We start from the raw sequence: 26,223 nt of genomic DNA, 5'->3' as shown, positions 1-26,223 counted from the left end.
TGCCATGAATCATCTATCACGCGATGGCGCCTGATCGCCGTCGACCATTTCTACAAAAACACGTCGATCGTCTTTTATGAAATTTTGTTCTGAATGCGCTCATCCGGTCTCTCTGCAGATTCCTCCTGATGACAATCGCCCGCGCTTCGTGTGCGGCAATTGCGGTGCCATTCATTATCAAAATCCGAAGATGGTGGTCGGTTCGATCCCAGTCTGGGAACGCGACGGTAAATTGAGCGTGCTGCTGTGCCGCCGCGCCATCGAGCCGCGTCACGGTTACTGGACGCTGCCAGCCGGCTTCATGGAAAACGGCGAAACCACCACCGACGCCGCCACGCGCGAGACCGAAGAAGAAGCCGGTGCGCACATCAAGCTCGGCCCGCTGTTCTCGCTCATCAATGTTCCACATGTGCACCAGGTGCATCTCTTTTACCTGGCTGAGCTACTCGACCTTGATTACGCCGCCGGCACCGAGAGTCTCGAAGTTGCCATGTTCAAGGAAGAAGAAATCCCCTGGTCGGAGATTGCCTTCCCTACCGTCGAATACACACTGCGTTCCTACTTTGCGGATCTGGCCAAGGTGAAGACCGGCGACGGCAGTTTCGGCCTGCATACCGACGATATCCGCAAACGCATGATGCAACCAGACTGAAGAACCACCCATGATTTCCTGGCTGGATGTCGATTCTCCCTTCCCGGATGTCTCCAAGGCGCTGACTGAGCCGGCCGGCTTGCTGGCCGCAGGCGCCGATTTATCGCCGCAACGTCTGCTCAATGCCTATCGCCACGGCATCTTTCCCTGGTTCTCAGAAGGTCAGCCCATCCTGTGGTGGAGCACCGATCCGCGCATGGTGCTGTACACCGACCGCTTCATCATTTCCGATAGCCTCAAAAAAACCCTGCGCAAGATCGAACGCAGCCGTCATACCGACGCCCGCTGGGAGATACGCTTCGACTCGGCTTTCCGTGAAGTGATGCGTGCCTGCGCTGCGCCGCGCAAGGACGATGCCGGCACCTGGATTTCGAAAGATATCGTTGACGGCTATTGCGGGCTGCATCGGGCCGGTTATGCGCATTCATCCGAAGTCTGGCTGGACGGCAAGCTGGTGGGCGGTGCGTATGGCGTATCCATCGGACAGATGTTCTATGGCGAATCGATGTTTGCACGCGTAACCGATGCATCCAAAGTTGCGCTGGCGTATCTGGTGCATTTTCTGCGCCAGCATGGCGTGCAGATGATCGACTGCCAACAGGAAACCCCGCATCTGGCCTCACTGGGCGCGGCACCGATCCACCGCCAGGAATTCCTCAAGCATTTGCGCCAGGCCATCGAAGCGCCGCAGATCACCTTCTGGCATCCGTTGGATCTGTTCACCAAGCCGTAAATGTTGCGTAAAAACCCATTCGGCAGACGCAGTTACTGGTTCGAAAAAGTAGTGTAAATTACTGGTAATCATGACGAATTTGTTACACCGACACTATTGCGGCAAGCACAGCGAATTGATGCCGGCGACTGCAGTACAGGACACCACAGGACGCACATGACGCACCTTAAAGACCTGCCGTTTTCCACGTTGCAGTTTTATGCGACGGCTCCTTATCCATGCAGCTACCTCGATAATCAGCAAGCCCGCTCGCAAGTCGCCACGCCTTCTCATCTGATTAACGCCGATGTCTACTCCGAACTGGTCAAGACCGGTTTTCGGCGCAGCGGCATCTTTACCTACCGCCCCTATTGCGACGGGTGCCAGGCCTGTACGCCGGTGCGCATCAAGACGGCAGAATTTATCCCCAATCGCAGCCAGCGCCGTGCCTGGACTAAGAATCAACAATTGGTGACGCTGGTCACCAACCTGACCTACGCCTACGAACACTACGAGCTTTACCTGCGCTACCAGTCAGTGCGCCACGCCGGTGGCGGCATGGACCAGGACAGCCGCGACCAGTACGCGCAGTTCCTGCTGCAAAGCAAGGTCAATACACGTCTGGTGGAGTTCCGCGAACCCGGCGGTACGCTGCGCATGGTCAGTATCATTGACGTGCTCGATGACGGATTGTCGTCGGTCTATACCTTCTACGATCCGGATGTCGAAGGCTCTTCCTACGGCACCTACAACGTCCTGTGGCAGATCGAACAAGCCCGCCAACTGGGCATTCCCTACGTCTATCTGGGCTATTGGATCAAGGAAAGCGCCAAGATGGCGTACAAAACCAACTTCAGGCCGCTGGAAGCATTGCAGAACGGCAATTGGGGTGAATTACCCTGATCCCGGAATCAATGCTGCGACCATCTTGCTGCGCCCATTTTCAGCGGAAAACCACTCCGGACACGTTAAAATAGCGGCACTTTTCCCTCTAGCCGACCCATCGTGTCCGATAAATTCCTCTACGCCCTTGCCCGTCCGCTGCTGTTCTCCCTCGACGCAGAATCCGCTCACCACCTGACCTTGCCCGCCCTGCGCCGCGCTGCTGCGCTCGGCCTGACCGGCTTCATCAGCAAACCTGCCGCCGATCCGCGTACCGTGATGGGCATTTCCTTCCCCAATCCGGTCGGTCTGGCCGCCGGCCTGGACAAGGACGGTTCATACATCGACGGTCTGGCCGCGCTCGGCTTCGGCTCAATTGAAATCGGTACGGTCACACCGCGCGCGCAGCCGGGCAATCCGAAGCCGCGCATGTTCCGCCTGCCGGCCGCACATGCGATCATCAACCGCATGGGCTTCAACAATGGCGGCGTCGACGCTTTCGTCGCCAACGTACAAGGCTCGCGCTTCTATCAGGGCAAGCAAGGCGTGCTGGGCCTGAACATCGGCAAGAACGCCGACACCCCGATCGAACGCGCCGCCGACGATTACCTGCACTGCCTCGAAAAAGTCTATCCCTACGCCAGCTATGTGACCGTCAACATCTCCTCACCCAACACCAAGAACCTGCGCCAGCTGCAAGGTGCCTCCGAGCTGGACGCCCTGCTGTCGCAACTCAAGGAAGCCCAGTTGCGCCTGGCCGACAAGCACAAGCGCTATGTCCCGGTCGCATTGAAGATTGCACCGGACATCGACGCGGAACAGATCAAGAACATCGCCGACGCGCTGCTGCGTCACAAGCTCGACGGCGTCATCGCCACCAACACCACCATCACGCGCGATGCCGTCAAAGGCTTGCAGCATGGCGAAGAAGCCGGCGGCCTGTCGGGTGCACCAGTGTTTGAGTTGTCGAATCAGGTAGTGCGCGGTCTCAAGGCAGAACTGGGCGATGCGCTGCCGATCATCGGCGTGGGCGGCATCCTCAGCGGCAGCAACGCCAAGGCCAAGATGCAAGCCGGCGCGTCGCTCGTGCAGTTGTATTCCGGTCTGATCTATCGCGGCCCCGCACTGGTCAAGGAATGTGCGGACGCACTGCGCTAAGCGGTCGAACTGATCGAATCAACTGACGTAAAAAAACCGCCATTGCATTTGCGTGCAATGGCGGTTTTTTATAGATGACGCGATAGTCTCATCAACATCAGCCGTCGTCCCAGCGAACGCTGGGATCCAGTGTCGTGACAGTGCAGGCAAAGAGCGCATAAGCCAACAACTACAAAGACGCTGGGTCCCGACTTTCGTCAGGACGACGGCGGATGCGCCTGGCGTTATAACACCTTGCGCAGGAAATCGCGGGTACGGTCATTCTTCGGCTCACCCAACACTTGCTGCGGCGGGCCCTCTTCCATGATCACGCCCTGATCAATGAACAGCACACGATCTGACACTTCGCGCGCAAAACCCATCTCGTGCGTGACCACGACCATGGTCATGCCTTCTTCGGCCAGCGTCTTCATCACGGTCAAGACTTCGCCTACCAGCTCAGGATCGAGTGCGGAAGTCGGTTCGTCGAACAACATGACCTTCGGCTCCATCGCCAGCGCGCGAGCAATCGCCACACGCTGTTGCTGGCCGCCCGACAGCTGATTCGGGAAGGCGTCGATCTTGTCCAGCAAGCCGACTTTCTGCAGCAGCTTCTCCGCCACCAGCACTGCTTCACGGCGCGATAACTTCTTCACTTGCATCGGCGCCATGATCAGGTTTTCCAGCACCGACATGTGCGGGAACAGGTTGAAGCGCTGGAACACCATACCCAGGCTGGCGCGCAGCGTATTCAGATCGACCTTGGGATCGTTGACCTTGACGCCGTCGATGAAGATCTCGCCGTCAGTCGCTTCTTCCAGGCCATTGAGGCAACGCAGGAAGGTGCTCTTGCCGGAGCCAGAAGGGCCGATCACGCACACCACTTCGCTCTCTTTGATCTCGCAGTCGATGCCGCGCAGGATATGCGCTTGGCCGTACTGCTTTTGCAATTGCTTGACGCTGATCATCGTGCATCTCCTTTGCCGTAGCGGGTTTCGAGGTGACGGACAAATGCCGACAGCAGCAAGGTAATCGCCCAGTAGACCAATGAAATCGTCAGGTACGGTTCCCAGTAACGCGCATACGCGCCGGAGACCGTGCGTGCGGCATATGCCAGTTCCGCCAGGCCGATGGCCGAGGCCAGCGACGAATCCTTGACGATGGCGATCGCGTTATTGCCCAGTGGCGGCAGCATGCGGCGGAACGCCTGCGGCAACACCACCTTGCGCAGCGTCTGCATGTAGGTCATGCCGAGCGAGCGCGACGCTTCACTCTGCCCGCGATCAATTGACTGGATGCCGGCGCGAAAAATCTCCGACACATACGCGCCCGAGTTCAGCGTAATGGCCAGCACCGCAGAGGCAAACGCGCCATATTGCGAGCGGATTTCACGCGCGATATCGCCGCTCAGAATCAGGCCGCCGCTCGGATTGATCAGCATCGGCATCAGCGCGAAATGGATCAAGAGGATCTGCACGAACAACGGTGTACCGCGCAGGAAACTGACGTAAAAACGCACCGGTAACTGCACCGCGTAACGCAGGAAATATTTCCAGAAACCGTGGCGTGCTTCAGCCAGCCGACCGACGCCCAACGCCAGGCCCCAGCAAGTGCCGGAGATCACGCAAATAAACGCGACCTTGATGGTCATCCACGTGCCCTCGACAAACAGGGGCAGGTACTCGCCGATGATTTCCCATTGAAAGAAAGAATTCATGAATGCAATCCGGGTAAAAATCTGCCCACGGTCTACAGAGAGAACGTGGGCATGGGGAAAACGTACTTAAGTGCGGATTGTCAGCTTATTGGAGTGGCAGTGTCGGCACGTTGGCGTCGAACCATTCCTTGTAGATTTTGGCGTAAGTGCCGTCGGCAACGATCTTCTTCAGACCGGCATTGATCTTGTCTTGCAGTTCCTTGTTGCCTTTTTTCACTGCGATACCGAAGTATTGACGGGTGAACTTGGCATCACCGACCACCTTGAATTGTTTTTCAGGATGGCTCTTGATGTAGAACTTGATCACACCGACGTCGCCGATGGCCGCATCAACGCCACCGCGATACAACTCTTCCAGCATCAGCGGCGTATTGTCGAAACGGTGGATGGCGGTGCTGGACTTGCCGACTTCTTCGGACAGGATGATATCGCCTGCGGTTGAATTGACCACGCCGACTTGCAGCTTCTTCAGGTCAGCCAGTGCAGCGACTTTGGAGCCGGAACCAGTGATGATGACTTGCTCAGCCGGGAAGTATGGCAGCGAGAAGTCGACCATCTGGGCGCGCTTTTCAGTGATGGTGATGCCGGAGATGATGATGTCGCGGTCGCCTTGGCCCAGAGTGGCAAAAATGCCTTCCCATGGTGTGCTGACCAGCTTGATCTGGAAGCCGGATGCCTTGGCGATAGCCTTGATGATGTCAATGTCGAAACCGACCAGTTCCTTCTTCGGCGTTTCGAATTCAAATGGACGGTAAGTGCCGCCGGCGCCGACGACGTAAGTCTGGTCGGCTGCCTGAGCTGCAGTGGCGGACAGTGTCAGCGCCAGAACGCTGCTGGCGAGCACGACAAATTTCTTGAACGACATTGTTTTCTCCCTGAGGTGAAGCGGTAGTGAAGCTTTTTGTTGATGAAACATGCCAAATCGATGGCACTGGTAAAAATGAAACTCACAGAATTCTTTGCTGCGACGATGATTTTCCGGTCGGCATCGACTCGCATTTGCGCAAATTGCCGGAAGTCATCCCGGGCGCATGCCGGGCGCGTCGAGCGCGCGAAACCCGACATGATCCGGCGTATGCTTCGATCCGTCAACTGACAAATTGTCGCTTTTTTATCGAATAAGTGTCGATTTGCCAAACAAACTCTCTACCAGCTCAACAACCAGCTCCGCCGTCTGATTGCGCACGTCGCACGCGGGATTGAGCTCCATCACATCCAGCGACGCGAGACGACCTGTATCGGCAATCATCTCCATGCAAAGCTGTGTTTCGCGGTAAGTCGGCCCGCCTGGCACGGCGGTGCCCACTCCCGGCGCCACCGCCGGATCAAGGAAGTCGATGTCAAAGCTGACGTGCAAATGGGTGTCGGCATCGATGCCGGACAGCGCCTGCTCCATCGTTACTCGCATGCCATGCTCGTCAATATGGCGCATGTCGTAGACCCGCAAACCAAGCTCGTGCAGGTGCTGCTTTTCTTCCCTATCGACACTGCGGATACCGATCTGGCGAATTGCATCCGGCTGCAGCGCCGGCACCTTGCCGCCGATGCTTGTCAGTTGATCAGGGCCAATGCCGAGCAAACTGGTGACCGGCATGCCGTGGATATTGCCGGTCGGCGTCGAGGTATTGGTATTGGCGTCGGCATGCGCATCCAGCCACAACACCAGCAGCTTCTTGCCTTGCTCGCGGCAATACTGCGCAACTGCCGCAATCGACCCGATGGCCAGCGCGTGATCACCACCCAATAGCACCGGCAACTGCCCCTGCTGCAAGGTCGCGTGCACAGCCTCATGCACACTGCGGTTCCAGGCCACGACTTGTTCCAGATGACGGAAACCGTCAACAGGCCCTTGTTGCGGATTGGCCGGACCGCTCAGGTCGCCGCCGTCCGTCACATTGAGGCCGTGCTGTTGCAAAGCCTGCTGAAGATTGGCCACCCGCAGGGCTTCTGGCCCCATCGATGCGCCACGACGACCGGCGCCGATGTCGGTAGGTGCGCCAATCAGTCTGAGTTGTTTCATGTGGTTTCCTTAACAATTTAGGCAAGTGAGACAAGTGAAGCGGATAAATCAAATCGTGAGTACATTGCCCGACGGGTCAGAACATCATGCATGCAGCAAAGCCGCTTTCTGCAGCACGTCCAGCACAACCGGCTTGCCGCCAAGGGCCACGCCGTACAAATTCTTGGGATCGGCCAGTTCAGGCACCAGGTCGATGGATTGCGCATCGTCATCGCCCACTTGCTCGTCGAGATAGCGCAGGGCGGAAAAATCTTCCAGAGCAAAGCCAACTGAATCGAACACCGTCACCTCGGTATCGCTGCCGCGCCCCGCCGCTGCGCCCGACAACACCAGCCACAGCTCGGTCACGGCAAAATCGGCCGGCATCTGCTGCAATTCTCCTTCGATACGCGATTGCGGCTCAAACTCCACAATCACGCGCGCTTTGCTCAATACATCGCGATGCAACTCGGTCTTGCCGGGGCAATCGCCGCCGACGGCGTTGAGATGCATACCGGCCTCGATCATGTCCGGCGTGACGATGACGGCATTGCGCTTGTCCGCCGTCACGGTCGTGACGATATCGGCGCCGCGCACCGCTTCAGCAGCACTTCCAGCACGCACGATGCGCAAGTCCGGATAGGCGCCGAGATTGCGGCACAGCTTGTCGGTCGCTGCGGGATCGACGTCAAACACGCGCAGCTCTTCAATACCCAGCAGGCAATGAAAAGCAATCGCCTGAAACTCGCTCTGCGCGCCGTTGCCGATCAGCGCCATCACGCGGCTGTTGCGACGCGCCATATGCTTGGCCGCCAGCACCGACGTCGCTGCGGTGCGCAACGCAGTCGTCAGGGTCAGCTCGCTCAAGAGGCGCGGATAACCGCTGTCCACGTCGGCAAGCACCCCGAATGCCGTTACCGTGAGCAAACCATGCGAAGTGTTCTTGGGATGGCCGTTGACGTACTTGAATGAATACAGCTTTCCGTCCGAAATCGGCATCAACTCAATCACGCCAAGCGTCGAATGACTCGCCGTCCGCGCAGTTTTGTCGAACTGTTGCCAGCGCAAGTAGTCTGCTTTGATATAGCCCGTCAGCGCATCAATGACGCCTTCCACTGAGCGGTTGGCCACAAAAGACTGCAATTCCCGGGTTCCGATGTACTTGACCATGATGATCAGCGTTACTGCGCGCCGCCGTTGTTTCAATGAAAGAAATTTTACAGATGAACATTGGAAATTTGCTTTCTTTATCCTATAAATAAAGAGATAGTTATGCAGCTTTATTTCATTACAAGGAGATTCCATGGATAAACTCGACGTCAAGATCCTCGAATTGCTGCAAAACGACGGTCGTATGAGCAATGTCGACATCTCGGAAAACATCCACTTATCGCCGCCGCAATGCTTGCGCCGCGTGCGCGTGCTGGAAGAACAAGGGGTGATTCGCCGGTATGCGGCATTGGTTTCGCCCCCTGCGGTGGGACTGGACGTCACGGCTTTTGTGGCGTTGTCGCTCGACCGCGCCCAGTTCAAGCAGGTGCGCGAGGTGGAAAGCGTGATCCGGGCGTTTCCGGAAATCATCGAGTGCTACACGATTTCCGGCGATTTCGACTATCTGCTCAAGGTGGTATCGCACGACCTCAAGAGCCTGTCGCACTTTTTGACCGACCGTCTGATGCAAGTGCCAGGCGTGGCCGGCCTGCGCTCAATGATTTGCCTTGAAGAAGTCAAACCGCATTCGGGCTTGCCGATTACGCTGGAGGATCGTTGAGCGCTTCTGCGGGGAGATAAGAAGTTTGCTGCGCCACAAAGCCGTCAAAAGCCTGTAGCAGCGGCAGATATTTGTCTTCGTCGTTTTCCAGTTGCGCCAGCGCATGGCAGGCGGCTTCCAGCGTCGACAACTGATCGGCGCGATGTGCCTTGCGGATCCGGTATTGCGACGCCGGCGGATCAATCAGCGGCAGGCGCGGCAGTTGTTGCAACAGAGGATTCAGGTACAGCATCTTGCGGCTCTTGCGCCAGGTCGCGTCAAGGATGACCAGTCGCAAGCGCGTCGGCACGGATAACTCTGGCAACGCTTGCGCGCGTGATTCGCGTGGTTCGCCCGGTGTGTCCGGATACAGGAGCACCGGTCGCACCTGCTCACCTCCGACATCGGCATACAGCAACCGACGCAAGGTCTCTTCCTCAAATTGCTCACCGTTGACCAGCTCGCTGCCGTCCAGACTGAGATGCAGCAAACGTCCGCTCCCTTTGGCCTGATGGATTTCCAGCGGATGCTGCAAAATCAGCACCTGCGCTAACGGCGCCAGGGCCCTGATCCAAGCACAAATACAACTGCTCTGCGCACGCAGACAACGCAAGCACATCGCTCGTTTCGGATTCAGACCGGTGCTCATGACTTGGCGCTCATGATGCGATGTATTCCTGCAAGCCCTCAACCAGGGCGTCGAAGGTCACGCTCACGCGTGCGCTGTTACGCAGATCCTCGTGCATCGTCACCCAGGTATCAAGCTGCATGGAAAACTGTTTGGGGAGCAAGCGCACCAGATCCCTATTGCGCCTGGCCAGCGGTACCTGGCAAATGCCGATGCCATAGCCTGCACGGATCATCGCCAGTTGCGCCAGATCGCTGTCGGTACGTAATGAAAAATGACTGCGCCGCATGATCGCCACATCCCTGGCGGCATTGCGGACGAAGGCGGTTTCCTTGTCGAACCCGACCAGCGTGTGTTCCGTCAACTGATCCATGTTCTTTGGCGTGCCATGTTGTGCAAGGTAATCCTTGTGCGCATGAAAACCAAGTTCAATCGCGCCGGCGCGACGCGTGACCAGCACCTCCTGCGTCGGCCGCAGCATGCGCACGGCGATGTCGGCTTCACGCCGCAGCAAGTCTTCGACACGATTCGACAAGGCCAGCTCGACCACTAACTCCGGATGCGTCCGTTTCAGCTTGACCAGAATCGGCGGCAGGATTTCCGCGCCCACTACTTCACTTGCCGTAATACGGACAGTGCCGCGTACTGACGCGTCCTTGCCGCCGTGGGCCGATGCCGCGCGCATCAGGGCCGCCGTGGTTGAGGCCAGACTTTCCGCGTATGGCTGCAAGCTCAGCGCCGCTTCCGTCGGCATGAAGCCATGTTGCGAACGCGTAAACAAAGCGAAGCCCACAGCCTGCTCCAGCGCATCCACGTGGCGCCCGATCGTCGGTTGCGTCAGTCCGAGCGAACGTGCAGCCGCCGAGAGCGAACCCTCGGTCAGTACCGCGAGAAAGGAACGATAAAGCTCCCAACCGGGATCGGCAGTGATTTGTTTAGCCATACAAATAAGTATAGCACCTCACTTATTTTCAACAATTCCATTTAGCCCGCATTTATCCGACACTGGCTTCATCAGATCTCGCGATCAACCTTCAACCACGGAGCAAATCATGAACAATGAAACGACGACGACAAAGACCGCCCTGGTGCTCGGCGCCACCGGCGGCATTGGGGGCGAAATGGCGCGCAAGCTGCAGGCGCGCGGCTGGCAAGTACGCGCTCTGCATCGCAACGCCGCCGAAGTTGCCGCCCGCCCCGGCATGCAAAAGTACAATTGGATCGCAGGCGACGCCATGCAGCGCGCGGACGTGGTTGCGGCGGCACGCGACGTCGACCTGATCGTCCACGCAGTCAATCCGCCGGGATACCAACGCTGGGCCGAGCTGGTGCTGCCCATGATAGCCAACAGCATCGCCGCCGCGCAGGATTTTGGAGCACGTATTTTGCTGCCCGGCACCGTCTACAACTACGGGCCGGATGCTCTGCCGAACCTGAGCGAAGACTCGGCACAGCGCCCGGTCACCCGCAAAGGTGCGATCCGCGTCGAGCTGGAGCGCCGTTTGCAAGCCGCCGCCGGCGACAATGTCCGCAGCCTGGTCGTCCGAGCCGGTGATTTCTTCGGCCCGCGTTCGGGCAACAACTGGTTTTCGCAATGTCTGGTCAAGCCGGGCAAGATGCCGACGTCAATCTCTAATCCCGGGAAGCAAGGACTCGGCCATCAGTGGACTTATCTGCCGGATCTGTCCGAGACCATGATGCGACTAATCGAACGAGAGGAAGCGCTGGAGACGTTTGCGACCTTCCAGATGCACGGGCACTGGGATGCCGACGGCATGCAGATGATCAACGCCATCCGCCGCGTGGTCGGCAACCCCGCGTTGCCATTGCGCAGCTTTCCATGGTGGCTGCTGGCTCCGGCCTCGCCTTTTGTGCCGCTGTTCAAAGAAATGAAAGAGATGCGCTACCTATGGCAACAGCCGGTGCGCATGAGCAATCAACGCCTGCTGCAGGTACTGGGTGAAGAGCCGCATACGCCACTGGATGAGGCGGTGCGCACGACGCTTGAAGGTCTGGGTTGCCTGCCTGCGTCCAGACTGCGTAGTGCAGCGACAATCTGAGCACATAAAAAAACCGCCTTCATTGGAAATTCGAAGGCGGTTTTGATTGAGCAGAACAGTGCCAACCTAACGTCAATGCGTGGTCGGCTCGTTCAATGCCGCAACGATATCGGCGCGCTTGAGTTCCGGCGCGAATTGCAGGATGAAGTCGTAGGTGTAGGCACGCAGATACGCGCCGCGACGTACCGCCAGACGTGTGATGTTCTGCGCAAATAAATGCGATGCCTCAATCGCTTCCAGACCGTGATGCTTGCCCTGCTCGATCGCCATCGATGCCACGATGCCGACGCCCAGGCCCAGCGCGACGTATTGCTGAATCACGTCTGAATCCATGGCGGTAAGCACGATATCCTTCTCGATGCCGGCCTTGCGGAAGGCATCGTCGATGTGACCACGGCCGGTGAAGCCGACGTCATAGGTAATCAGCGAATGCGCAGCCAACTCTTCCAGCGTGATCGGATGCTTGAGCAACAACAGCGGATGTCCTTGCGGCACGACGATGACGTGATTCCAGGTATAGCAAGGGAAAGAAACCAGATCCTTGAATTGGCTCAGACCTTCCGTCGCGATGCCGACGTCGGCCTTGCCGGACATGACCCACTCTGCGATATGTTCCGGCGCACTCTGCTGGAGCGCAATCCGCACTTGCGGAAACGCCGCACGGAAAGCCTGCACCACGCGTGGCAGTACATAACGGGCCTGCGTGTGTGTAGTCGCAATGGTCAGCGTACCGCTCTGTTCGCCGGCGTATTCCTGACTGGCCTGGCGCAGATTTTCCGCTTCCAGCAAGAGACGTTCGATGATGTGCAAGATGCCCTTGCCCGGCTCGGTCAGACCGATCAGGCGCTTGCCGTTGCGCTCGAAAATTTCGACGCCGAGTTCTTCTTCCAGCTCGCGAATCTGGCGGCTCACACCAGGTTGCGACGTGAACAGCACGTTGGCGACTTCAGTCAGGTTGAAGCCGCAACGTGCGGCTTCGCGGATGGAACGCAGTTGCTGGAAATTCATCGTGCATCCTTATTCTGTGCAGCCCCGGTAGAGGCCGCGTTGTCGACGAAGACATGGAGGCGGCGCGGTCGCACCACCAGTGTTTCGCCATCTTTCAGATTCAATTGTGCAAAACGCTCGTTGGAAATAACGGCTTCGATTATTTCCGAATTATCGTCACGCTCCAGCTCCAGTTGCGCCAGCGGGCCAATGGCGTGCGAGCGCCTGAGCTGAGCAACGATACCTTCGGCGCCGGGCGAATAACGATCCACCTCCAGGTCATGCGGACGCACGTAGCCGATGCCTTTTTCATCCTGTGCCTGCGCGTGATCCGGTGCATCAAAGGTAACGCCGCCGGCTTCCAGCACCCCCTCGTGCACGCGGCCGTGGAACAGGTTCACGTTGCCGAGGAAGCCGTAGACAAACGGCGACGCCGGGTGGTTGTAGACCTCGCTTGGCGAACCGATCTGTTCGACGTTGCCCTTGTTCATCAGTACGATCTGGTCGGCGACTTCCAACGCTTCTTCCTGATCGTGGGTGACGAAAATACTGGTGACATGCAGCTCGTCATGCAGACGGCGCAACCAGCGGCGCAGCTCCTTGCGTACCTTGGCGTCGAGCGCGCCGAATGGCTCATCCAGCAGCAGCACGCGTGGTTCCACCGCCAATGCACGCGCCAGGGCAATACGCTGGCGCTGACCACCGGACAGTTGCGGCGGATAGCGATCGGCCAGCCAGTCCAACTGCACCAGTTCCAGCAGGCTGGTGACCTTTTCACGAATCAGCGCTTCCGATGGACGCTGATTGCGCGGTTTGACGCGCAGGCCGAAGGCGATGTTTTCGAACACCGTCATATGCTTGAACAAGGCATAGTGCTGAAAAACGAAACCGACCTGGCGCTCACGCACGTGGCGGGCCGACGCATCGTCGCCGTCCAGCAGCACCTGACCGGAATCAGGCGACTCCAGACCGGCGATGATGCGCAGCAGCGTGGTCTTACCACAGCCGGAGGGGCCTAACAAAGCGGTCAGTTCGCCCGCAGGGAAATTCAGCGAAACGTTGTTCAGCGCGACAAAATTTCCGAAACGCTTATTGATGTCTTTTACTTCGATGCTCATGGCCTGTTCCTAATCTTTTATTCCAGATCTGCGCCGGGATGGGCGACGTGTGCGGTCAACTGCTTGTGCAGACGCCACTCGATAAAGCTCTTGATCGCCAGCGTCACCAGCGCAAGGAAAGCCAACAGCGACGCCACCGCAAACGCACCGACGATATTGAATTCGTTGTAGAGAATTTCCACCTGCAGCGGGATGGTGTTGGTCTCGCCGCGGATATGACCCGACACCACCGACACTGCGCCGAACTCGCCCATCGCACGGGCATTACACAGGATCACGCCGTACAGCAGCCCCCACTTGATGTTCGGCAAGGTGACGTGCCAGAAGGTCTTCCATCCGGAGGCGCCCAGTACCAGCGCAGCCTCTTCTTCTTCGCTGCCCTGCGACTGCATCAGCGGAATCAGCTCACGCGCCACGAAGGGGAAAGTCACAAACACTGTCGCCAGCACAATTCCCGGCACGGCAAACAGGATCTTGATGTCATGCTCGCGCAGCCACGGACCGAAATAGCCCTGTAGGCCGAACAGCAGCACGTAGATCAGGCCGGAGATCACCGGCGACACCGAGAACGGCAGGTCGATCAGCGTCAGCAGGATGTTCTTGCCGCGGAACTCGAACTTGGCGATCGACCATGCCGCCGCCACGCCGAACACCAGATTCAGCGGCACGGCGATGGCGGCGGTCAGCAGGGTCAGCTTGATGGCCGACCAGGCGTCCGGTTCGATGATGTTGTCGATGTAGACGTCCCAGCCTTTTTTCAGGCCTTCATAGAATACGGCGACCAGCGGTACGAACAGGAACAGCGTCAAGAAGGCGAAGGCGATCCCGATCAACAGCAGGCGCACCCATAACGGTTCCAATGTGGCGGCCGGCGTGTAGGCGGGTTCGCCGCGCGGTGCTACCGCCGGGGATGCGGTAATGCCAGGAGTAATGACGGCGCTCATGTCAGACTTTCTCGGCCTGGCCGCGCTTGCGAACCCAGGCTTGCAACAGGTTGATGGTCAGCAGCAAGGCAAAGGACACGATCAGCATCACCACGGCAATGGCGGTTGCGCCGGTGTAGTCGTATTGCTCAAGCTTGGTAATGATGAACAGTGGCGTGATCTCGGACACCATCGGCATGTTGCCGGCGATGAAAACCACCGATCCGTATTCGCCTGTGGCGCGGGCAAACGCCAGCGCGAAGCCGGTCAACAAAGCGGGAAAGACGGTAGGAAAAATCACCCGGGCGAAGGTTTGCAAACGCGAAGCGCCGAGGCTGGCGGCAGCTTCTTCGAGTTCGCGTTCCGCATCTTCCAGCACCGGTTGTCCGGTGCGGACGACAAAAGGCAATCCAATGAAGGTCAACGCTACCAAGACGCCCAACGGGGTGAAGGCAACCTTGATACCGAGCGGGGCGAGATAGCGGCCGATCCAGCCGTTCTGCGAATACAGCGTCGTCAATGCAATGCCCGCCACTGCGGTCGGCAAGGCAAACGGCAAATCGACCAATGCGTCGATGATGCGCTTGCCCGGGAATTTATAGCGCACCAATACCCATGCCACGATGCCGCCAAAAATCACGTTCAGCAGCGCCGCCAATAACGAGGCGCCAAATGTCAGGCGATACGACGCCATCACGCGCGGCGACGTCACAGCGCTGACGAAGGCATCCCAGGTCATGGTGAAAGTCTTGAGGAACACCGCCGACAAGGGGATCAGGACGATCAGCGTCAGATAGAACAGCGTAAAACCGAGCGACAGGCGAAAGCCCGGCAACACTCGGAACGGCGCTTTATTAATAACTGGTAAGGCGATTGGCACAGTCACGCTTGCACTTCCTTCTTCTTTTGCGCCGGTGTCAGACCGATTTTGGGGTGACACAACGGCATCTCTTATTACAAATACGACTAATGAGGGCCGATATTCGCATCGCATTGTTATAAAGAGAACGAATTTTTTTGCATGTTTATAGAAAGATTACGTATATAGAAAACCGCAAAAACAACTTGAGTTGCGCAAAACTGGCGCCCCCTCTTTCCTCGGGAAGCGGCTTCAGCTATAGTCATCCGACGACTGACCACATACAAAATTAAAAATTGGTCAACCACTTAAGACAGCAAGAAATGAGCTTTCAATTGCCTTACAAGCCGCACCCACAGGCACTTTGGCAAACCACAAAATAAATCGGCCAGACCATATTGCAATATTGGTCAGGCCAACCTAGAATGGCCTGACCAATTTTTCGCGACCTTTAGAAAAGCACGCCATGCTCAAAGTCGTCACTGCTCTCGCCGAACTCAGCGCCCCCGAAACGCGGCTTTACCGCGTGGTCGCCGATCGCATCCAGGCATTCATCCGCGATGAGCAGATTCACGCCGGCGAGCGCCTGCCCTCGGAGCGTGATCTGGCCGCGCAGCTCAAGGTCAGCCGCGCATCGGTCCGCGAAGCACTGATTGCGCTGGAACTGACCGGCGTGATCGAAGTACGCGGCGGTTCCGGAATTTATGTGATCGAGAAGAAAGGCGCAGCGCCGGCCATCCAGGAAATCGGCCCCGGCCCTTTCGAGATCCTGTCGGCACGCTGCATGATCGAAGGCGAAGTTGCCGCGATTGCCGCGCGCATGGCCACCGATGGCGCACTCGATGCAATCCTGCGCGCGCTCAACGACATGGAGCGCTTCTATCACGACCGCCCCAACAACGAAGAAGCCGACCGCACCTTCCACCTGTCGATTGCCCGCGCCACCGGCAACAGCGCCCTGGTCAGCGTGATCGAGAATCTGTGGGATCAGCGCGGCCGCCTGTGGATCAAAATGGAAGAGCACTTCCACACCGAAGAATTGCGCCAGCAAACGCTGGTTGACCATCGCCGCATCCTTGAGGCCATCGTCGACCGCGATCCGGAAGGTGCCCGCAAGGCGATGCATGCCCATCTCGAACGCGTGACCACGGAGTTCTCGCGCGGCTGGGGCGGCGGCAAGGCTTATATGCCGCATCACCCGGAGTAAGGATAGAAGCGACACCGGATACAACGTAACCGCGACATCAACGCAACGACGTCCGCCAGAGGCCAGGGTACCCAACCCGACAGAGCCGAGGATGCCGAAAGCGATAAAGACAGACATTGGAAATCAGGAGACGACATGCCATTGCTGCACCCAGACCGATTATTTCCCGCTGATCCGGACACGCGTACCATTGCGCGCCGTCTATATAAAGAGATCAAGGATGCCCCTATCGTCAGCCCGCACGGTCACACCGATCCGAGCTGGTTTGCCGACAACGCCGCCTTCCCCAATCCTTCCGCCCTGCTGATCCAGCCGGATCACTATGTGTTTCGCATGCTGTTCAGCCAGGGCGTCAAGCTGGAAGACCTCGGCATCCCAACACACCACGGCAGTGCGGTCGAAACCGATCCGCGCCGTATCTGGCGTCTGGTTGCCAAGCATTGGCCACTGTTTCGCGGCACGCCGTCCGCCATGTGGCTGGATCATGTATTCCAGGAAGTATTCGGCCTGGAAGAAGGCCTGAGCGTCGCCAATGCCGATAGTCTCTATGATCATATCGACGCCTGCCTCCAGCGTCCCGAGTTTCGTCCGCGCGCGCTGTTCGAGCGCTTCAACATTGAAGTCATCGCCACCACCGAGTCGCCGCTCGATCCGCTGGCCCATCACGGCAAGCTGAAAAACGATCCATGGCAAACTGCCAAAGGCCGTCCACGTGTGGTCACCGCCTATCGTCCCGATCCGGTAATCGATCCGGACTTTGAAGGCTTCGCCGCCAACGTTGCCCGCTTCGGCGAGCTGACCGGCGAAAACACCCGCACCTGGGAAGGCTATCTGAACGCGCACCGCAATCGCCGCGCCTTCTTCAAGGAACACGGCGCGACCTCGACCGATCACGGCCATCCGAGCGCACGTACCGCCGACTTGCCGCTGGCCGAATGCAAAGTACTGTTCGACAAGGCGCTCTCGGGCAAGATCAGCCGCGATGAGGCTGAATTGTTCCGCGCGCAGATGCTGACCGAGATGGCGGCGATGAGTATTGACGACGGCCTCGTGATGCAGATCCATCCCGGCTCCTGGCGCAGCCATAGCCCGACGATGCTGGCACGCTTCGGCCGCGACAAGGGATTCGACATTCCGATGCAGACCGAATATGTCGGTGCGCTCAAGCCGCTGCTCGACCGCTTCGGTCTCGATCCGCGTCTGTCCATCATTCTCTTCACGCTGGACGAAACCAGTTACTCACGGGAACTGGCGCCGCTGGCCGGTGTGTATCCGGCACTCAAGCTTGGCCCGGCATGGTGGTTCTTCGATGCGCCGGAAGGCATGCGCCGTTTCCGCGAACTGACGACCGAAACCGCCGGCTTCGCCAACACGGTCGGCTTCAACGACGACACCCGCGCCTTCCTGTCGATCCCAGCGCGCCACGACGTCAGCCGCCGTATCGATTGCGGCTATCTGGCGCGACTGGTCGCCGAACATCGCCTGAAGGAAGACGAAGCGCTGGAACTGGCGCATGACCTGACATACCGATTGGCCAAACAGGCTTATCGCTTGTAACCGTTTTTTGAAAGAGAAGCACACCAGCAAAATAGCAATAAGCAATAAGCAATAAGCAATAAGCAATAAATAGTACGGATTGAAGATGCATCAGAACGTTATAAGACGTCCGCGTTATCCCGATACCTAATATCTATTCCAAGGAGGAGACAGTAATGAAACAGGTTTTGAACACCTTGCACAAAGCGACCCGTCGCACCGTCATGGCAGCCGCCATCGGCTTGGGCCTGGCCGCAATGGTCGGCAGCCCTGCAGCACATGCGCAGGCAGCCGTCACCATCAACGTGGTCGACGTCGCCGGTTCGCTGGCTTTGCTGCAAGACGCCATCGAGTCGTACAAGACCACGCATCCCAACGTCAAATTCACCTTCACCAAAGCGCCCGCGCCTGAGCTGCCAAGCAAGCTCAAGGCGATGCAAAACGCCAAGCGCAGCGACATTGATCTGGTCCTCGGCGGCACCGATATCCTGGCAGCCGGCATCGAGCAGAACCTGTGGGTGACACTGCTGCCGGAAAACAATGCCAAGTTCGCACCGCTGACCGATAACTATCTGCCGGAAGTGAAGAAGATGCAGGAACTGGCGCATAACCAGGGTCTCGCCGTCGCCTTCATGCCTGCCGGTCCGCTGCTGGAATACAACCCGGACAAGGTCAAGCAAGTACCGACCACGCCACAGGAATTGCTGGCATGGTGCAAAGCCAATCCGAACAAGCTGATCTATGCGCGTCCAGCCAACTCCGGCCCCGGCCGTACTTTCCTGATGGGCTTGCCTTACCTGCTCGGCGACAAGGATCCGAAAGATCCGGTCAAGGGCTGGGATAAGACCTGGGCTTATCTGAAAGACCTGAACACCTGCATCGAGTACTACCCGGGCGGCACAGGCGCCGTGATGAAAGAACTCGGCGAAGGTTCGCGCGACATGACCGTCACCGTGACCGGCTGGGATATCAACCCACGTGCGTTGGGCGTGGTGCCGAAAGAGTTCAAGGTCGGCGCCTTCAAGAACATGACCTGGGTCAACGACACGCATTACATGATCGTGCCGAAGGGTCTGGCTCCCGCCAAGCAAGCCGTGGTGCTGGACGTGATGGCCTATCTGCTGCAACCGAAGCAACAGGCGCAGACCTATGACAAGGGTTACTTCTATCCTGGCCCTGCAATCAAGAACGTGCCGGTAACGATGGCGCCGCAAGCCAGCCAGGACACACTGAAAGAATTCGGCCGCGCCGAGTACGCAGACTGGATCGCCAAGTTCCCGCACGTGCAACCGCTGGATGCGCAGGTAATGGTGAAAGCATTCCGTATCTGGGATGAGCAAGTCGGCGCTCAAAAATTCAAATAAGCAAACGCAGCAGAAAAAAGCAGAGACAAGCCGGGTGGCAACAAGATCTTCCACGCCACCCGGCTCATTACGATCAATAAGAGGCAAGCATGAAACCTGACTTCAAGACATTGCGACTGGATCGCGTTACACGTCGCTTTGGCGGCACCGGAAAAACTACCGAAGCGCAGCAAGTCGCAGCAGTCGCAGCACTTGATGGTTTGCAAATGGATATTGCGCGCGGTGAATTCATCGCCCTGCTCGGCCCTTCGGGCTGCGGCAAATCGACCGCGCTGAACTGTATCGCCGGCCTGCTGCCGCTGTCGGACGGCGGCATCTACCTTGACGATCACCGTATCGATACCTTGCCGCCTGAACAGCGCGGCTTCGGCATGGTGTTCCAGAACTACGCCCTGTTCCCGCACATGACGGTGGCCAAGAATGTCGGCTTCGGCCTGTTGATGCGCGGCGTACCTGCCGCCGAAATCCAGACCCGCGTCAAACGCGCCCTCGATCTGGTGCAACTGGCGCAACACATGAACAAGCTGCCCGGCCAGTTGTCCGGCGGCCAGCAGCAACGCGTGGCGATCGCCCGCGCCATCGTCATTGAACCGCCGCTGATTCTGATGGATGAACCGCTGTCCAACCTCGACGCCAAACTGCGTCTGGAAATGCGCTCCGAGATCCGTCGCATCCACGGTGAACTCGGCCGCACCACGCTCTACGTCACCCACGATCAGGATGAAGCGCTGTCGCTGGCCGACCGCATCGTCGTCATGAAAGACGGCAAGGTACAGCAGATCGGCACGCCGCCGGAAGTCTACGGTCAGCCCTCGAATCTGGCAGTCGCACGCTTCATGGGCTATCGCAATGAGCTGGTGTTGGATGTGGTCGGTCAGGATGCGCAGACCGTCACCTTGGCCGGCCCCGGCGTCAATCTGGTCGGCATTCCGAAGATGCGCCTGAACGGCCGTGCCGCCGTATCGATCCGACCGGAAGAATTCAGCATCTGCGCCGATGGCACCACGCCGGGCAACAGCATCAGCGCACGCGTGGAGTCGGTCGAATACTATGGCCGCGAATCGCTGTTCATGCTGCGCACGCAAGACAACACGCGTCTCTATGTCCGCGCGGAAGGCAAAGCCTCCCCGGGCGAAACCATCCGCGTGTCCGTCCCGGCCGACCGCGTACTGGCTTATTCTTTTGAGCAGGTGGCATGATGCTGATGTCTTCACAAACAGCCGGTTCGCGCTGGCGCGATCCCGCCATGTGGATGGCCGCGCCGGCGGTGATCTTCATGCTGGCGGTATTCGTCTATCCGTTCATTCACGGTTTGATCCTGTCGTTCCAGCCGTTGGAAGGCGGCATGCTGTCGAACTACATCAAGTTCTTCAGCACCGACAATCTGTGGATGACCATCGGCGTGACACTCAAGCTGGCCTTGCCGGCAACGCTGATCAACATCCTGATCGCCGTGCCCGTGGCCTATCGCTTGCGCCACAAGACGCCGTATCAAAAGATCGCCACCACCATCCTTGTGATCCCGATCACGCTGGGTACGGTGCTGATCGCCGAAGGCATGCTGACCTACTTCGGCCCCAAGGGCTGGTTCGCGCAGATCCTGCAGACGCTGCACATCTACGAAGGCGCGATCCGCCTGACGCATAACTATGCAGGTGTGGTGATCTCGCTGGTGATCTCGGGCTTTCCATTCGCCTTTTTGCTGATCCTGTCGTACATCACCGGCATCGATCCGGTGCTGCCGCGTGCTGCTGCGACGCTGGGCGCGACACCTTTCAATCAGTTTCGTTATGTGATCTTCCCGCTGATCTTGCCGGGTCTGGCGATGGCGTTCTGCCTGTCGTTCGTGCAGGCGTTCTCGGTATTTCCCTCGGCGGTGCTGCTGGGTTCACCTGCCGGTGCGACACGCGTGATTTCGATTGCGGCGTACGAAGCGGCGTTCGAGAACTATGACTATTCCATGGCGTCGGCAGTCGCGATGATCATGGGTGCGGTGCAACTGGGCGTGGTGGTGATCGTGCTCGGCGCACGCAATCTGTTCTATCGCGGTCCGGTCACCGGAGGCAAGGGTTAATTATGAATCAAGCAACGACAACTTCTCCCATGATGACTTCACAATCGATCTCACGGCAGCCCGCACCGAAGCGCCGCACCCACTGGGCCAGTCGCGCCTGGAGCGGGCTGGTGGTCGGCCTGATGACCTTCTTTCTGATCAATGTCGGCCTGATGATCGCCTCGGTCGCCACCAATTCGGTTGCCAAGCGCTGGCTCGGCACCTGGCTGCCAAGCGGCTGGACGCTGGAATGGTATTCCGCCGCCTGGCAGGAATTCCAGCTCGGCGATGTGCTGCTGGTAACGATGCAGGTTGTGCTGGCGGTGGTGGTGCTGTCGATCCTGATCGGCGTGCCGGCGGCGTACACCTTGGCGCGCCGCAATTTCCGCGGCAAGAAACTGCTGACCGGTTTGTTCCTGCTACCGCTGATGATCCCACCGATCACTTACGGTATTCCGCTGGCGACGTTGATGTATGAATTGCATCTGGCAGGCACGCTGCCCGGTGTGATCATCGCCAACCTGCTGCCGGCCTTGCCGTTCGTGATTCTGGTAATGACGCCCTTCATTGAGCAGATCGATCCGAATCTGGAATCGGCTGCACGCGTATTCGGCGCCCGCACCTTCACGATGTTCCGCCATGTGCTGGTGCCGCTGCTGGCACCGGGCATTCTGGCCGCCTCGCTACTGGTGCTGGTGCGCACGATCGCGATGTTCGAGCTGACCTTCCTGACCGCAGGCGCGGATACGCAAACGCTGGTGGTGGCGCTGTATTACTCGGTGTTTGCCGCAGGCGTGCGCGCTTCGCAATCGATCGATGCCATGGCGATGGTCTACATGATCGTCACGCTGATCTGGCTGCTGATCGCGATGCGCTTTGTCAGCCCGACACAGCTGGTGTCCCGCGTCAAAGAACATCCGCAAAACTGACGCAGGAAGAAAATGAAGCTGAACAAGCAAACGCTGGCGCAAGCGAGCAAGCAGGCGACCCTGCCGACCTACGACAGAACCGCCCTGCTGCCCGGCATCGTGCATCTGGGACTAGGCGCCTTCCACCGCGCGCATCAGGCGGTCTATACCGACACGGTGCTGGCGGAAGGCGACCTGCGCTGGGGCATCGTCGGCGTGTCGCTACGCAGCCCCGATACCCGCGATGCGCTGGCGCCGCAGGACAATCTCTATACGCTGGGGATCAGAGGCGAAGGCGAACAACTGCGCATCATCGGTTCCATCATCGATACGCTGGTCGCGCCGGAATCGCCTGCCACCGTGCTGGCGGCCATGAGCCATCCGCATTGCCATATCGTCAGCCTCACTGTGACGGAAAAAGGCTATTGCCACGATCCGGCGACCAACACGCTGCGCTTCGATCATCCCGATATTGCGCACGACCTGGCGCATACCGACGCACCGCGCTCAGCCATCGGCTTCATCGTGCGTGCGCTGGAAAAACGCCGCGATGCCGGGTTGCCGCCATTCACTGTACTTTCCTGCGACAACCTGCCGTCCAACGGCAATACCTCCCGCGCGCTGGTGTTGGCGTTTGCCGAGCGTATCGATACGGAATTGTCGAAATGGATCTCGCAGCATGGCGCGTTCCCCAACTCGATGGTGGATCGTATCGTGCCAAAAACCACGGATGAAGACCGCACCGCCATCACCGCCCGACTCACGGTCGACGACGCTTGGCCGGTCGTGACCGAACCGTTCTCGCAATGGGTGATCGAAGACCGTTTCGCAGGCCCGCGTCCGGCATGGGAACAGGCTGGCGCCACCATGGTCGACGAAGCAGAACCGTACGAACATGCCAAGCTGCGCATGCTCAACGGCAGCCACTCCAGCCTCGCCTATCTGGGTTCGCTGGCGGGTTATGTCACGGTCGATCAGGCGATCCGCGATGATGGTTTGCGCGGCTTCATCGAACGCATGATGACGGAAGAAATCGCACCGACCTTGCAGCGTCCGGGATTGGATGACTACCGTGACGAACTGGTGGCACGCTTTCGCAACCCGGCGTTGAAGCATCGCCTGCAGCAGATCGCCATGGATGGATCGCAGAAATTGCCGCAGCGTTTGCTCGGCACGATACGCGCACGCCTGGATGCCGGTCTGCCCTGCGAGCGCCTGTGTTTTGCGGTAGCCGGCTGGATGCGCTATCTGCGCGCGGAAGATGAAGCTGGACGGGCGTATCCGATTTCGGATCCGCTTGCTGACACCTTACAGGCGGCAGCCGGTATCACGGACATCAGTCAGCGCGTCGATGCGCTGCTGGCGATTGAAGCGGTGTTCGGCAACGATCTCGCCATGCGGATTGAGTTTGTCTCCGTGGTGAAAGGCTTCCTGCGCAGGATCGAAGAGGAAGGCGTGTTGCAAGCATTAGGGAAAATCGATGCAAAAAATGTTCACGATTTCCTGAGTAGTCCCACAAAGAATGTCTGAGTGGAGGATTAAACACAGGCGCGCCAAAAAACTGCTTGCCGGCGCGCCTATCTAATTTTTCGCTCCCCTCTCAGCACGCGAATACCCGTCGGGGCTGGATAATCTGTTCGTGCGGCGTTAAGGGTCTATGTCACGACGTGTTGTTATGGCAAGAATACAACACGCGGCACCAGATACCCACCGCCTTCGCGTAGAGTCTCCGTCTGCGTGGCGACAAAGACACTACACAATGCTCCCGCGTCGCTGTCCTTTTGTACGGGGAAGATCGACTGACCATTGGCATCTAGCGTCAACAACGTGGCTTCTTTGTCGGTGAAGGCGCTTTCACGCTGTATATCTTCCATGTCTCCCAAACGACCATTGAAACGAGCAGCCTCTGCCTGCTTTACCAACGCCGCCTTATCATCCAGAATCTTTTGCAGCTCAGGATTCTGCGCCTTGGCCTTCTCAAAGTTCTGCCAGGCCTGATAGTTGTAGCTATCTTCTCGCGACGGCGGCTTGGTCTGCCATGTGTGCAGTTTCTCTACTTTCTCTTCTGCGCTGACGTAACCACCTAGATAGAAACCAGCCAGCGAATCGTGCACCTGTTCTTCCAGCAAGGCGATGCCATCGGCCTTGGACTGGCCCCGTTGTTCTTCGAATACCTGGAGCGCCAGCGCTTCCCTGTCGTCGGGTGCTTGGCGCATATCCGCGCGCAGTAACTGCTCGCGGTTGGCGATGTGACTGTGGCCCGGTGCAAAGAATTTGATTTCATCGCCGTTGTCTCGGTACATCCTTGGACGGCCACCCTTGGCACGCTCACGCAGCAGCTCCATGTCTCCCTTGAACAGATCGTCGTAGCTGACCATGTCTTGCTGCTCTTGGGGAGTGGCATGCTGGCAGGCCGGCAGTTGCGCCATGCGGCCTAGCCAGTGATAGCGAAAACGGTAGTACATCCGCATGTGTTCGCGTACTTGACTCTCATACGTTCCGGCGAAATCTCCAGCAGCCATGTAGGCGTTCCAGTTGGCAGCTAGTTCGGGACTGAGGGCATAGTCGGCCTGTAGATCCGAAGACATCTGGCGATAGGTCACCAAGGGCACACCTGCCAGACGCGCAATTTTATGCATATGCAACAGCGGCACCTGCGACACCATCTGCCCGACGCTCATTCCTCGTCCTTGCTCTCTGGGGCAATAGCCACCACCGACATCCGCATGCACGCCGGGATACAGTACTTCCTGCACGTTGTTGCCCTGCACGCGTGTGACGGGAAAGTTCATGCGCTGTTCATGCGCGGCAATGTAGTGCACCGTCTGTTTGACCAGTGATGGAAGTGGCGTCAAAGTCTCTGCCGCCCAGCTGAAGTGGCCGTCGATGAAACGGAACGGCGTGGTTTGCGCCGTCGAATGCGGCAGGCCGACCGAGGCGACCGAGTCGAACAGGCCGAGGAAGTTGATCTCGATGGGCATACCCGCGAGCGTGGATTTCTCTTCCAGTGCGGCGTGCAGCCAGTAGCAGAAACTGCGCGCTTCAATCGCCCCGCGTGAAAAACCAAATACGGCCACGCGAATGAGGGGAATACGCGGCTGGAGAATGATGTCGCGCTGGGCTTTTAGCTTGTCGTTCAATTCATCGCGCAATTGCATGAACCAGCGTTTGCGGCGCTCGTGCTGGGGGTAGTCCTTGTCGTAGTTGCTTTCGACGTCGCGGGTGTAGCTTTTTAGTTTCGCTGTAATTTCAGGTGGTGAAAACAGTGGTCTATCGCTGTTAAAAGCGCGATGAACGGCATTATAGATCTCTAGAATTCCGTACAAAATCCGCGCTTGCCCACCTTTGCCCATGGCCTTGCCTTCCTGTGTTTCTTTCCACTCCTGATTTTCAGGAAAGCGGGTGCCGACACCGGGGATATAGAAACGGAAGCAGTCCATATCGTCCAGAAAACCTTCGCCCCTGACGTCCTTGTGCGCATTGAACAGCTTGACGACATTGGTATGTTCCTGCTTGGGCTCATCCCGATACTTGTTGTTACTGGTGCCGTCGAAGAACAGACCAATTCTGACCATCGACTGGCAGGAAGGCATCCTCTGACCGTTGGGTTTGTAGACGGGAGGCTCTCTGAGCAGATCGGCCAAGGCCCACTCTTGCTGCTCCGTGGTCATCATTTCTTGTGCAGCGTTGTCCGCGATCGTCGGCGAAGCTGAATAAATTGGTGCGCTCAT

Annotated in this window: 25 protein-coding genes; 13 read left to right on the top strand and 12 right to left on the bottom strand. The window is 58.3% G+C overall.

Going from position 1 to position 26,223, the window contains the following annotated elements; translation table 11 throughout:
• Window positions 1-76: 76 nt before the first annotated feature.
• The 4 genes from PQR63_RS11595 (at window position 77) to PQR63_RS11580 (ending at window position 3,404) form a co-directional block, all read left to right on the top strand.
• On the top strand, window positions 77-652 hold the full coding sequence (locus tag PQR63_RS11595; RefSeq protein WP_408168017.1) for an NUDIX hydrolase: 576 nt from the start codon (window positions 77-79) through the stop codon (window positions 650-652).
• A gap of 10 nt (window positions 653-662) precedes the next feature.
• A complete protein-coding gene (gene aat / locus PQR63_RS11590; RefSeq protein ID WP_408168016.1) occupies window positions 663-1,385 on the top strand; it encodes a leucyl/phenylalanyl-tRNA--protein transferase in 723 nt (240 codons plus the stop codon).
• 156 nt (window positions 1,386-1,541) lie between these two features.
• A complete protein-coding gene (locus PQR63_RS11585; RefSeq protein ID WP_408168014.1) occupies window positions 1,542-2,267 on the top strand; it encodes an arginyltransferase in 726 nt (241 codons plus the stop codon).
• Window positions 2,268-2,369: 102 nt separating this feature from the next.
• The gene (locus tag PQR63_RS11580; protein WP_408168013.1) at window positions 2,370-3,404 is read left to right on the top strand and encodes a quinone-dependent dihydroorotate dehydrogenase; all 1,035 of its coding nucleotides are present in this window, start codon (window positions 2,370-2,372) and stop codon (window positions 3,402-3,404) included.
• A gap of 224 nt (window positions 3,405-3,628) precedes the next feature.
• On the opposite strand, the gene PQR63_RS11575 is transcribed toward PQR63_RS11580, so the two are convergent.
• The 5 genes from PQR63_RS11575 to ocd form a co-directional block, all read right to left on the bottom strand.
• Entirely contained in the window at window positions 3,629-4,351 is a 723-nt protein-coding gene (locus PQR63_RS11575; protein WP_408168011.1) for an amino acid ABC transporter ATP-binding protein, read from the bottom strand.
• Window positions 4,348-5,100 carry an amino acid ABC transporter permease gene (locus PQR63_RS11570; protein ID WP_408168010.1) on the bottom strand — a complete coding sequence of 251 codons (753 nt, stop codon included), beginning with the start codon at window positions 5,098-5,100 and terminating at the stop codon, window positions 4,348-4,350. The genes PQR63_RS11575 and PQR63_RS11570 overlap by 4 nt, the downstream gene beginning before the upstream one ends.
• 85 nt (window positions 5,101-5,185) lie before the next feature.
• Window positions 5,186-5,965: a basic amino acid ABC transporter substrate-binding protein gene (locus tag PQR63_RS11565; protein WP_408168009.1), complete on the bottom strand. Its 780-nt coding sequence runs from the start codon at window positions 5,963-5,965 to the stop codon at window positions 5,186-5,188.
• Window positions 5,966-6,211: 246 nt separating this feature from the next.
• The gene (gene rocF / locus PQR63_RS11560; protein WP_408168008.1) at window positions 6,212-7,120 is read right to left on the bottom strand and encodes an arginase; all 909 of its coding nucleotides are present in this window, start codon (window positions 7,118-7,120) and stop codon (window positions 6,212-6,214) included.
• Between the two features lie 84 nt (window positions 7,121-7,204).
• Window positions 7,205-8,269, bottom strand: coding sequence for an ornithine cyclodeaminase (gene ocd / locus PQR63_RS11555; protein ID WP_408168007.1), 1,065 nt, complete (start codon window positions 8,267-8,269; stop codon window positions 7,205-7,207).
• Between the two features lie 133 nt (window positions 8,270-8,402).
• Here ocd and PQR63_RS11550 point away from each other — a divergent pair, with 133 nt between their 5' ends.
• Window positions 8,403-8,870 (top strand): Lrp/AsnC family transcriptional regulator, encoded by a 468-nt coding sequence (locus tag PQR63_RS11550; protein ID WP_408168006.1) that lies wholly within the window; start codon window positions 8,403-8,405, stop codon window positions 8,868-8,870.
• Here PQR63_RS11550 and PQR63_RS11545 read toward each other — a convergent pair.
• A complete protein-coding gene (locus PQR63_RS11545; protein ID WP_408168004.1) occupies window positions 8,851-9,498 on the bottom strand; it encodes a tRNA-uridine aminocarboxypropyltransferase in 648 nt (215 codons plus the stop codon). The genes PQR63_RS11550 and PQR63_RS11545 overlap by 20 nt on opposite strands.
• Before the next feature lie 10 nt (window positions 9,499-9,508).
• Window positions 9,509-10,420: a LysR family transcriptional regulator gene (locus PQR63_RS11540; protein ID WP_408168003.1), complete on the bottom strand. Its 912-nt coding sequence runs from the start codon at window positions 10,418-10,420 to the stop codon at window positions 9,509-9,511.
• Window positions 10,421-10,529: 109 nt separating this feature from the next.
• Here PQR63_RS11540 and PQR63_RS11535 point away from each other — a divergent pair, with 109 nt between their 5' ends.
• Window positions 10,530-11,537 carry an SDR family NAD(P)-dependent oxidoreductase gene (locus PQR63_RS11535; protein ID WP_408168002.1) on the top strand — a complete coding sequence of 336 codons (1,008 nt, stop codon included), beginning with the start codon at window positions 10,530-10,532 and terminating at the stop codon, window positions 11,535-11,537.
• A gap of 72 nt (window positions 11,538-11,609) precedes the next feature.
• On the opposite strand, the gene PQR63_RS11530 is transcribed toward PQR63_RS11535, so the two are convergent.
• The 4 genes from PQR63_RS11530 to cysT are packed head-to-tail and all read right to left on the bottom strand — an operon-like array spanning window position 11,610 to window position 15,451.
• On the bottom strand, window positions 11,610-12,545 hold the full coding sequence (locus PQR63_RS11530; protein ID WP_408168001.1) for a CysB family HTH-type transcriptional regulator: 936 nt from the start codon (window positions 12,543-12,545) through the stop codon (window positions 11,610-11,612).
• Entirely contained in the window at window positions 12,542-13,642 is a 1,101-nt protein-coding gene (locus PQR63_RS11525) for a sulfate/molybdate ABC transporter ATP-binding protein (RefSeq protein WP_408168000.1), read from the bottom strand. The genes PQR63_RS11530 and PQR63_RS11525 overlap by 4 nt, the downstream gene beginning before the upstream one ends.
• A 17-nt stretch (window positions 13,643-13,659) precedes the next feature.
• Window positions 13,660-14,586: a sulfate ABC transporter permease subunit CysW gene (gene cysW / locus PQR63_RS11520; protein WP_408167999.1), complete on the bottom strand. Its 927-nt coding sequence runs from the start codon at window positions 14,584-14,586 to the stop codon at window positions 13,660-13,662.
• A gap of 1 nt (window position 14,587) precedes the next feature.
• The gene (gene cysT, locus PQR63_RS11515; RefSeq protein ID WP_408167998.1) at window positions 14,588-15,451 is read right to left on the bottom strand and encodes a sulfate ABC transporter permease subunit CysT; all 864 of its coding nucleotides are present in this window, start codon (window positions 15,449-15,451) and stop codon (window positions 14,588-14,590) included.
• A 439-nt stretch (window positions 15,452-15,890) separates the two neighbouring features.
• On the opposite strand from cysT, the gene PQR63_RS11510 reads away from it, so the two are divergent.
• From PQR63_RS11510 to PQR63_RS11480, 7 genes are all read left to right on the top strand, one after another.
• Complete coding sequence (locus PQR63_RS11510) at window positions 15,891-16,631, top strand: FadR/GntR family transcriptional regulator (protein ID WP_408167997.1); 741 nt, start codon at window positions 15,891-15,893, stop codon at window positions 16,629-16,631.
• A 135-nt stretch (window positions 16,632-16,766) separates the two neighbouring features.
• Window positions 16,767-18,188, top strand: coding sequence for a glucuronate isomerase (gene uxaC, locus PQR63_RS11505; RefSeq protein WP_408167995.1), 1,422 nt, complete (start codon window positions 16,767-16,769; stop codon window positions 18,186-18,188).
• Between the two features lie 155 nt (window positions 18,189-18,343).
• Window positions 18,344-19,531: an extracellular solute-binding protein gene (locus PQR63_RS11500; RefSeq protein WP_408167994.1), complete on the top strand. Its 1,188-nt coding sequence runs from the start codon at window positions 18,344-18,346 to the stop codon at window positions 19,529-19,531.
• Window positions 19,532-19,620: 89 nt separating this feature from the next.
• Window positions 19,621-20,730, top strand: a complete 1,110-nt coding sequence (locus PQR63_RS11495) for an ABC transporter ATP-binding protein (RefSeq protein ID WP_408167992.1) — start codon at window positions 19,621-19,623, stop codon at window positions 20,728-20,730.
• Between the two features lie 5 nt (window positions 20,731-20,735).
• Complete coding sequence (locus tag PQR63_RS11490; protein ID WP_085942288.1) at window positions 20,736-21,605, top strand: ABC transporter permease; 870 nt, start codon at window positions 20,736-20,738, stop codon at window positions 21,603-21,605.
• Between the two features lie 29 nt (window positions 21,606-21,634).
• On the top strand, window positions 21,635-22,513 hold the full coding sequence (locus PQR63_RS11485; RefSeq protein WP_408167991.1) for an ABC transporter permease: 879 nt from the start codon (window positions 21,635-21,637) through the stop codon (window positions 22,511-22,513).
• 12 nt (window positions 22,514-22,525) lie between these two features.
• Entirely contained in the window at window positions 22,526-24,022 is a 1,497-nt protein-coding gene (locus PQR63_RS11480) for a mannitol dehydrogenase family protein (protein ID WP_408167990.1), read from the top strand.
• 143 nt (window positions 24,023-24,165) lie between these two features.
• On the opposite strand, the gene PQR63_RS11475 is transcribed toward PQR63_RS11480, so the two are convergent.
• The gene (locus PQR63_RS11475; protein ID WP_408167989.1) at window positions 24,166-26,136 is read right to left on the bottom strand and encodes a T6SS phospholipase effector Tle1-like catalytic domain-containing protein; all 1,971 of its coding nucleotides are present in this window, start codon (window positions 26,134-26,136) and stop codon (window positions 24,166-24,168) included.
• Window positions 26,137-26,223 lie beyond the last annotated feature (87 nt).

This window comes from Herbaspirillum rhizosphaerae, from assembly GCF_046025915.1.
Taxonomy (GTDB): domain Bacteria; phylum Pseudomonadota; class Gammaproteobacteria; order Burkholderiales; family Burkholderiaceae_D; genus Herbaspirillum; species Herbaspirillum rhizosphaerae_A.
This window is presented reverse-complemented; position numbering and strand designations above follow the sequence as displayed.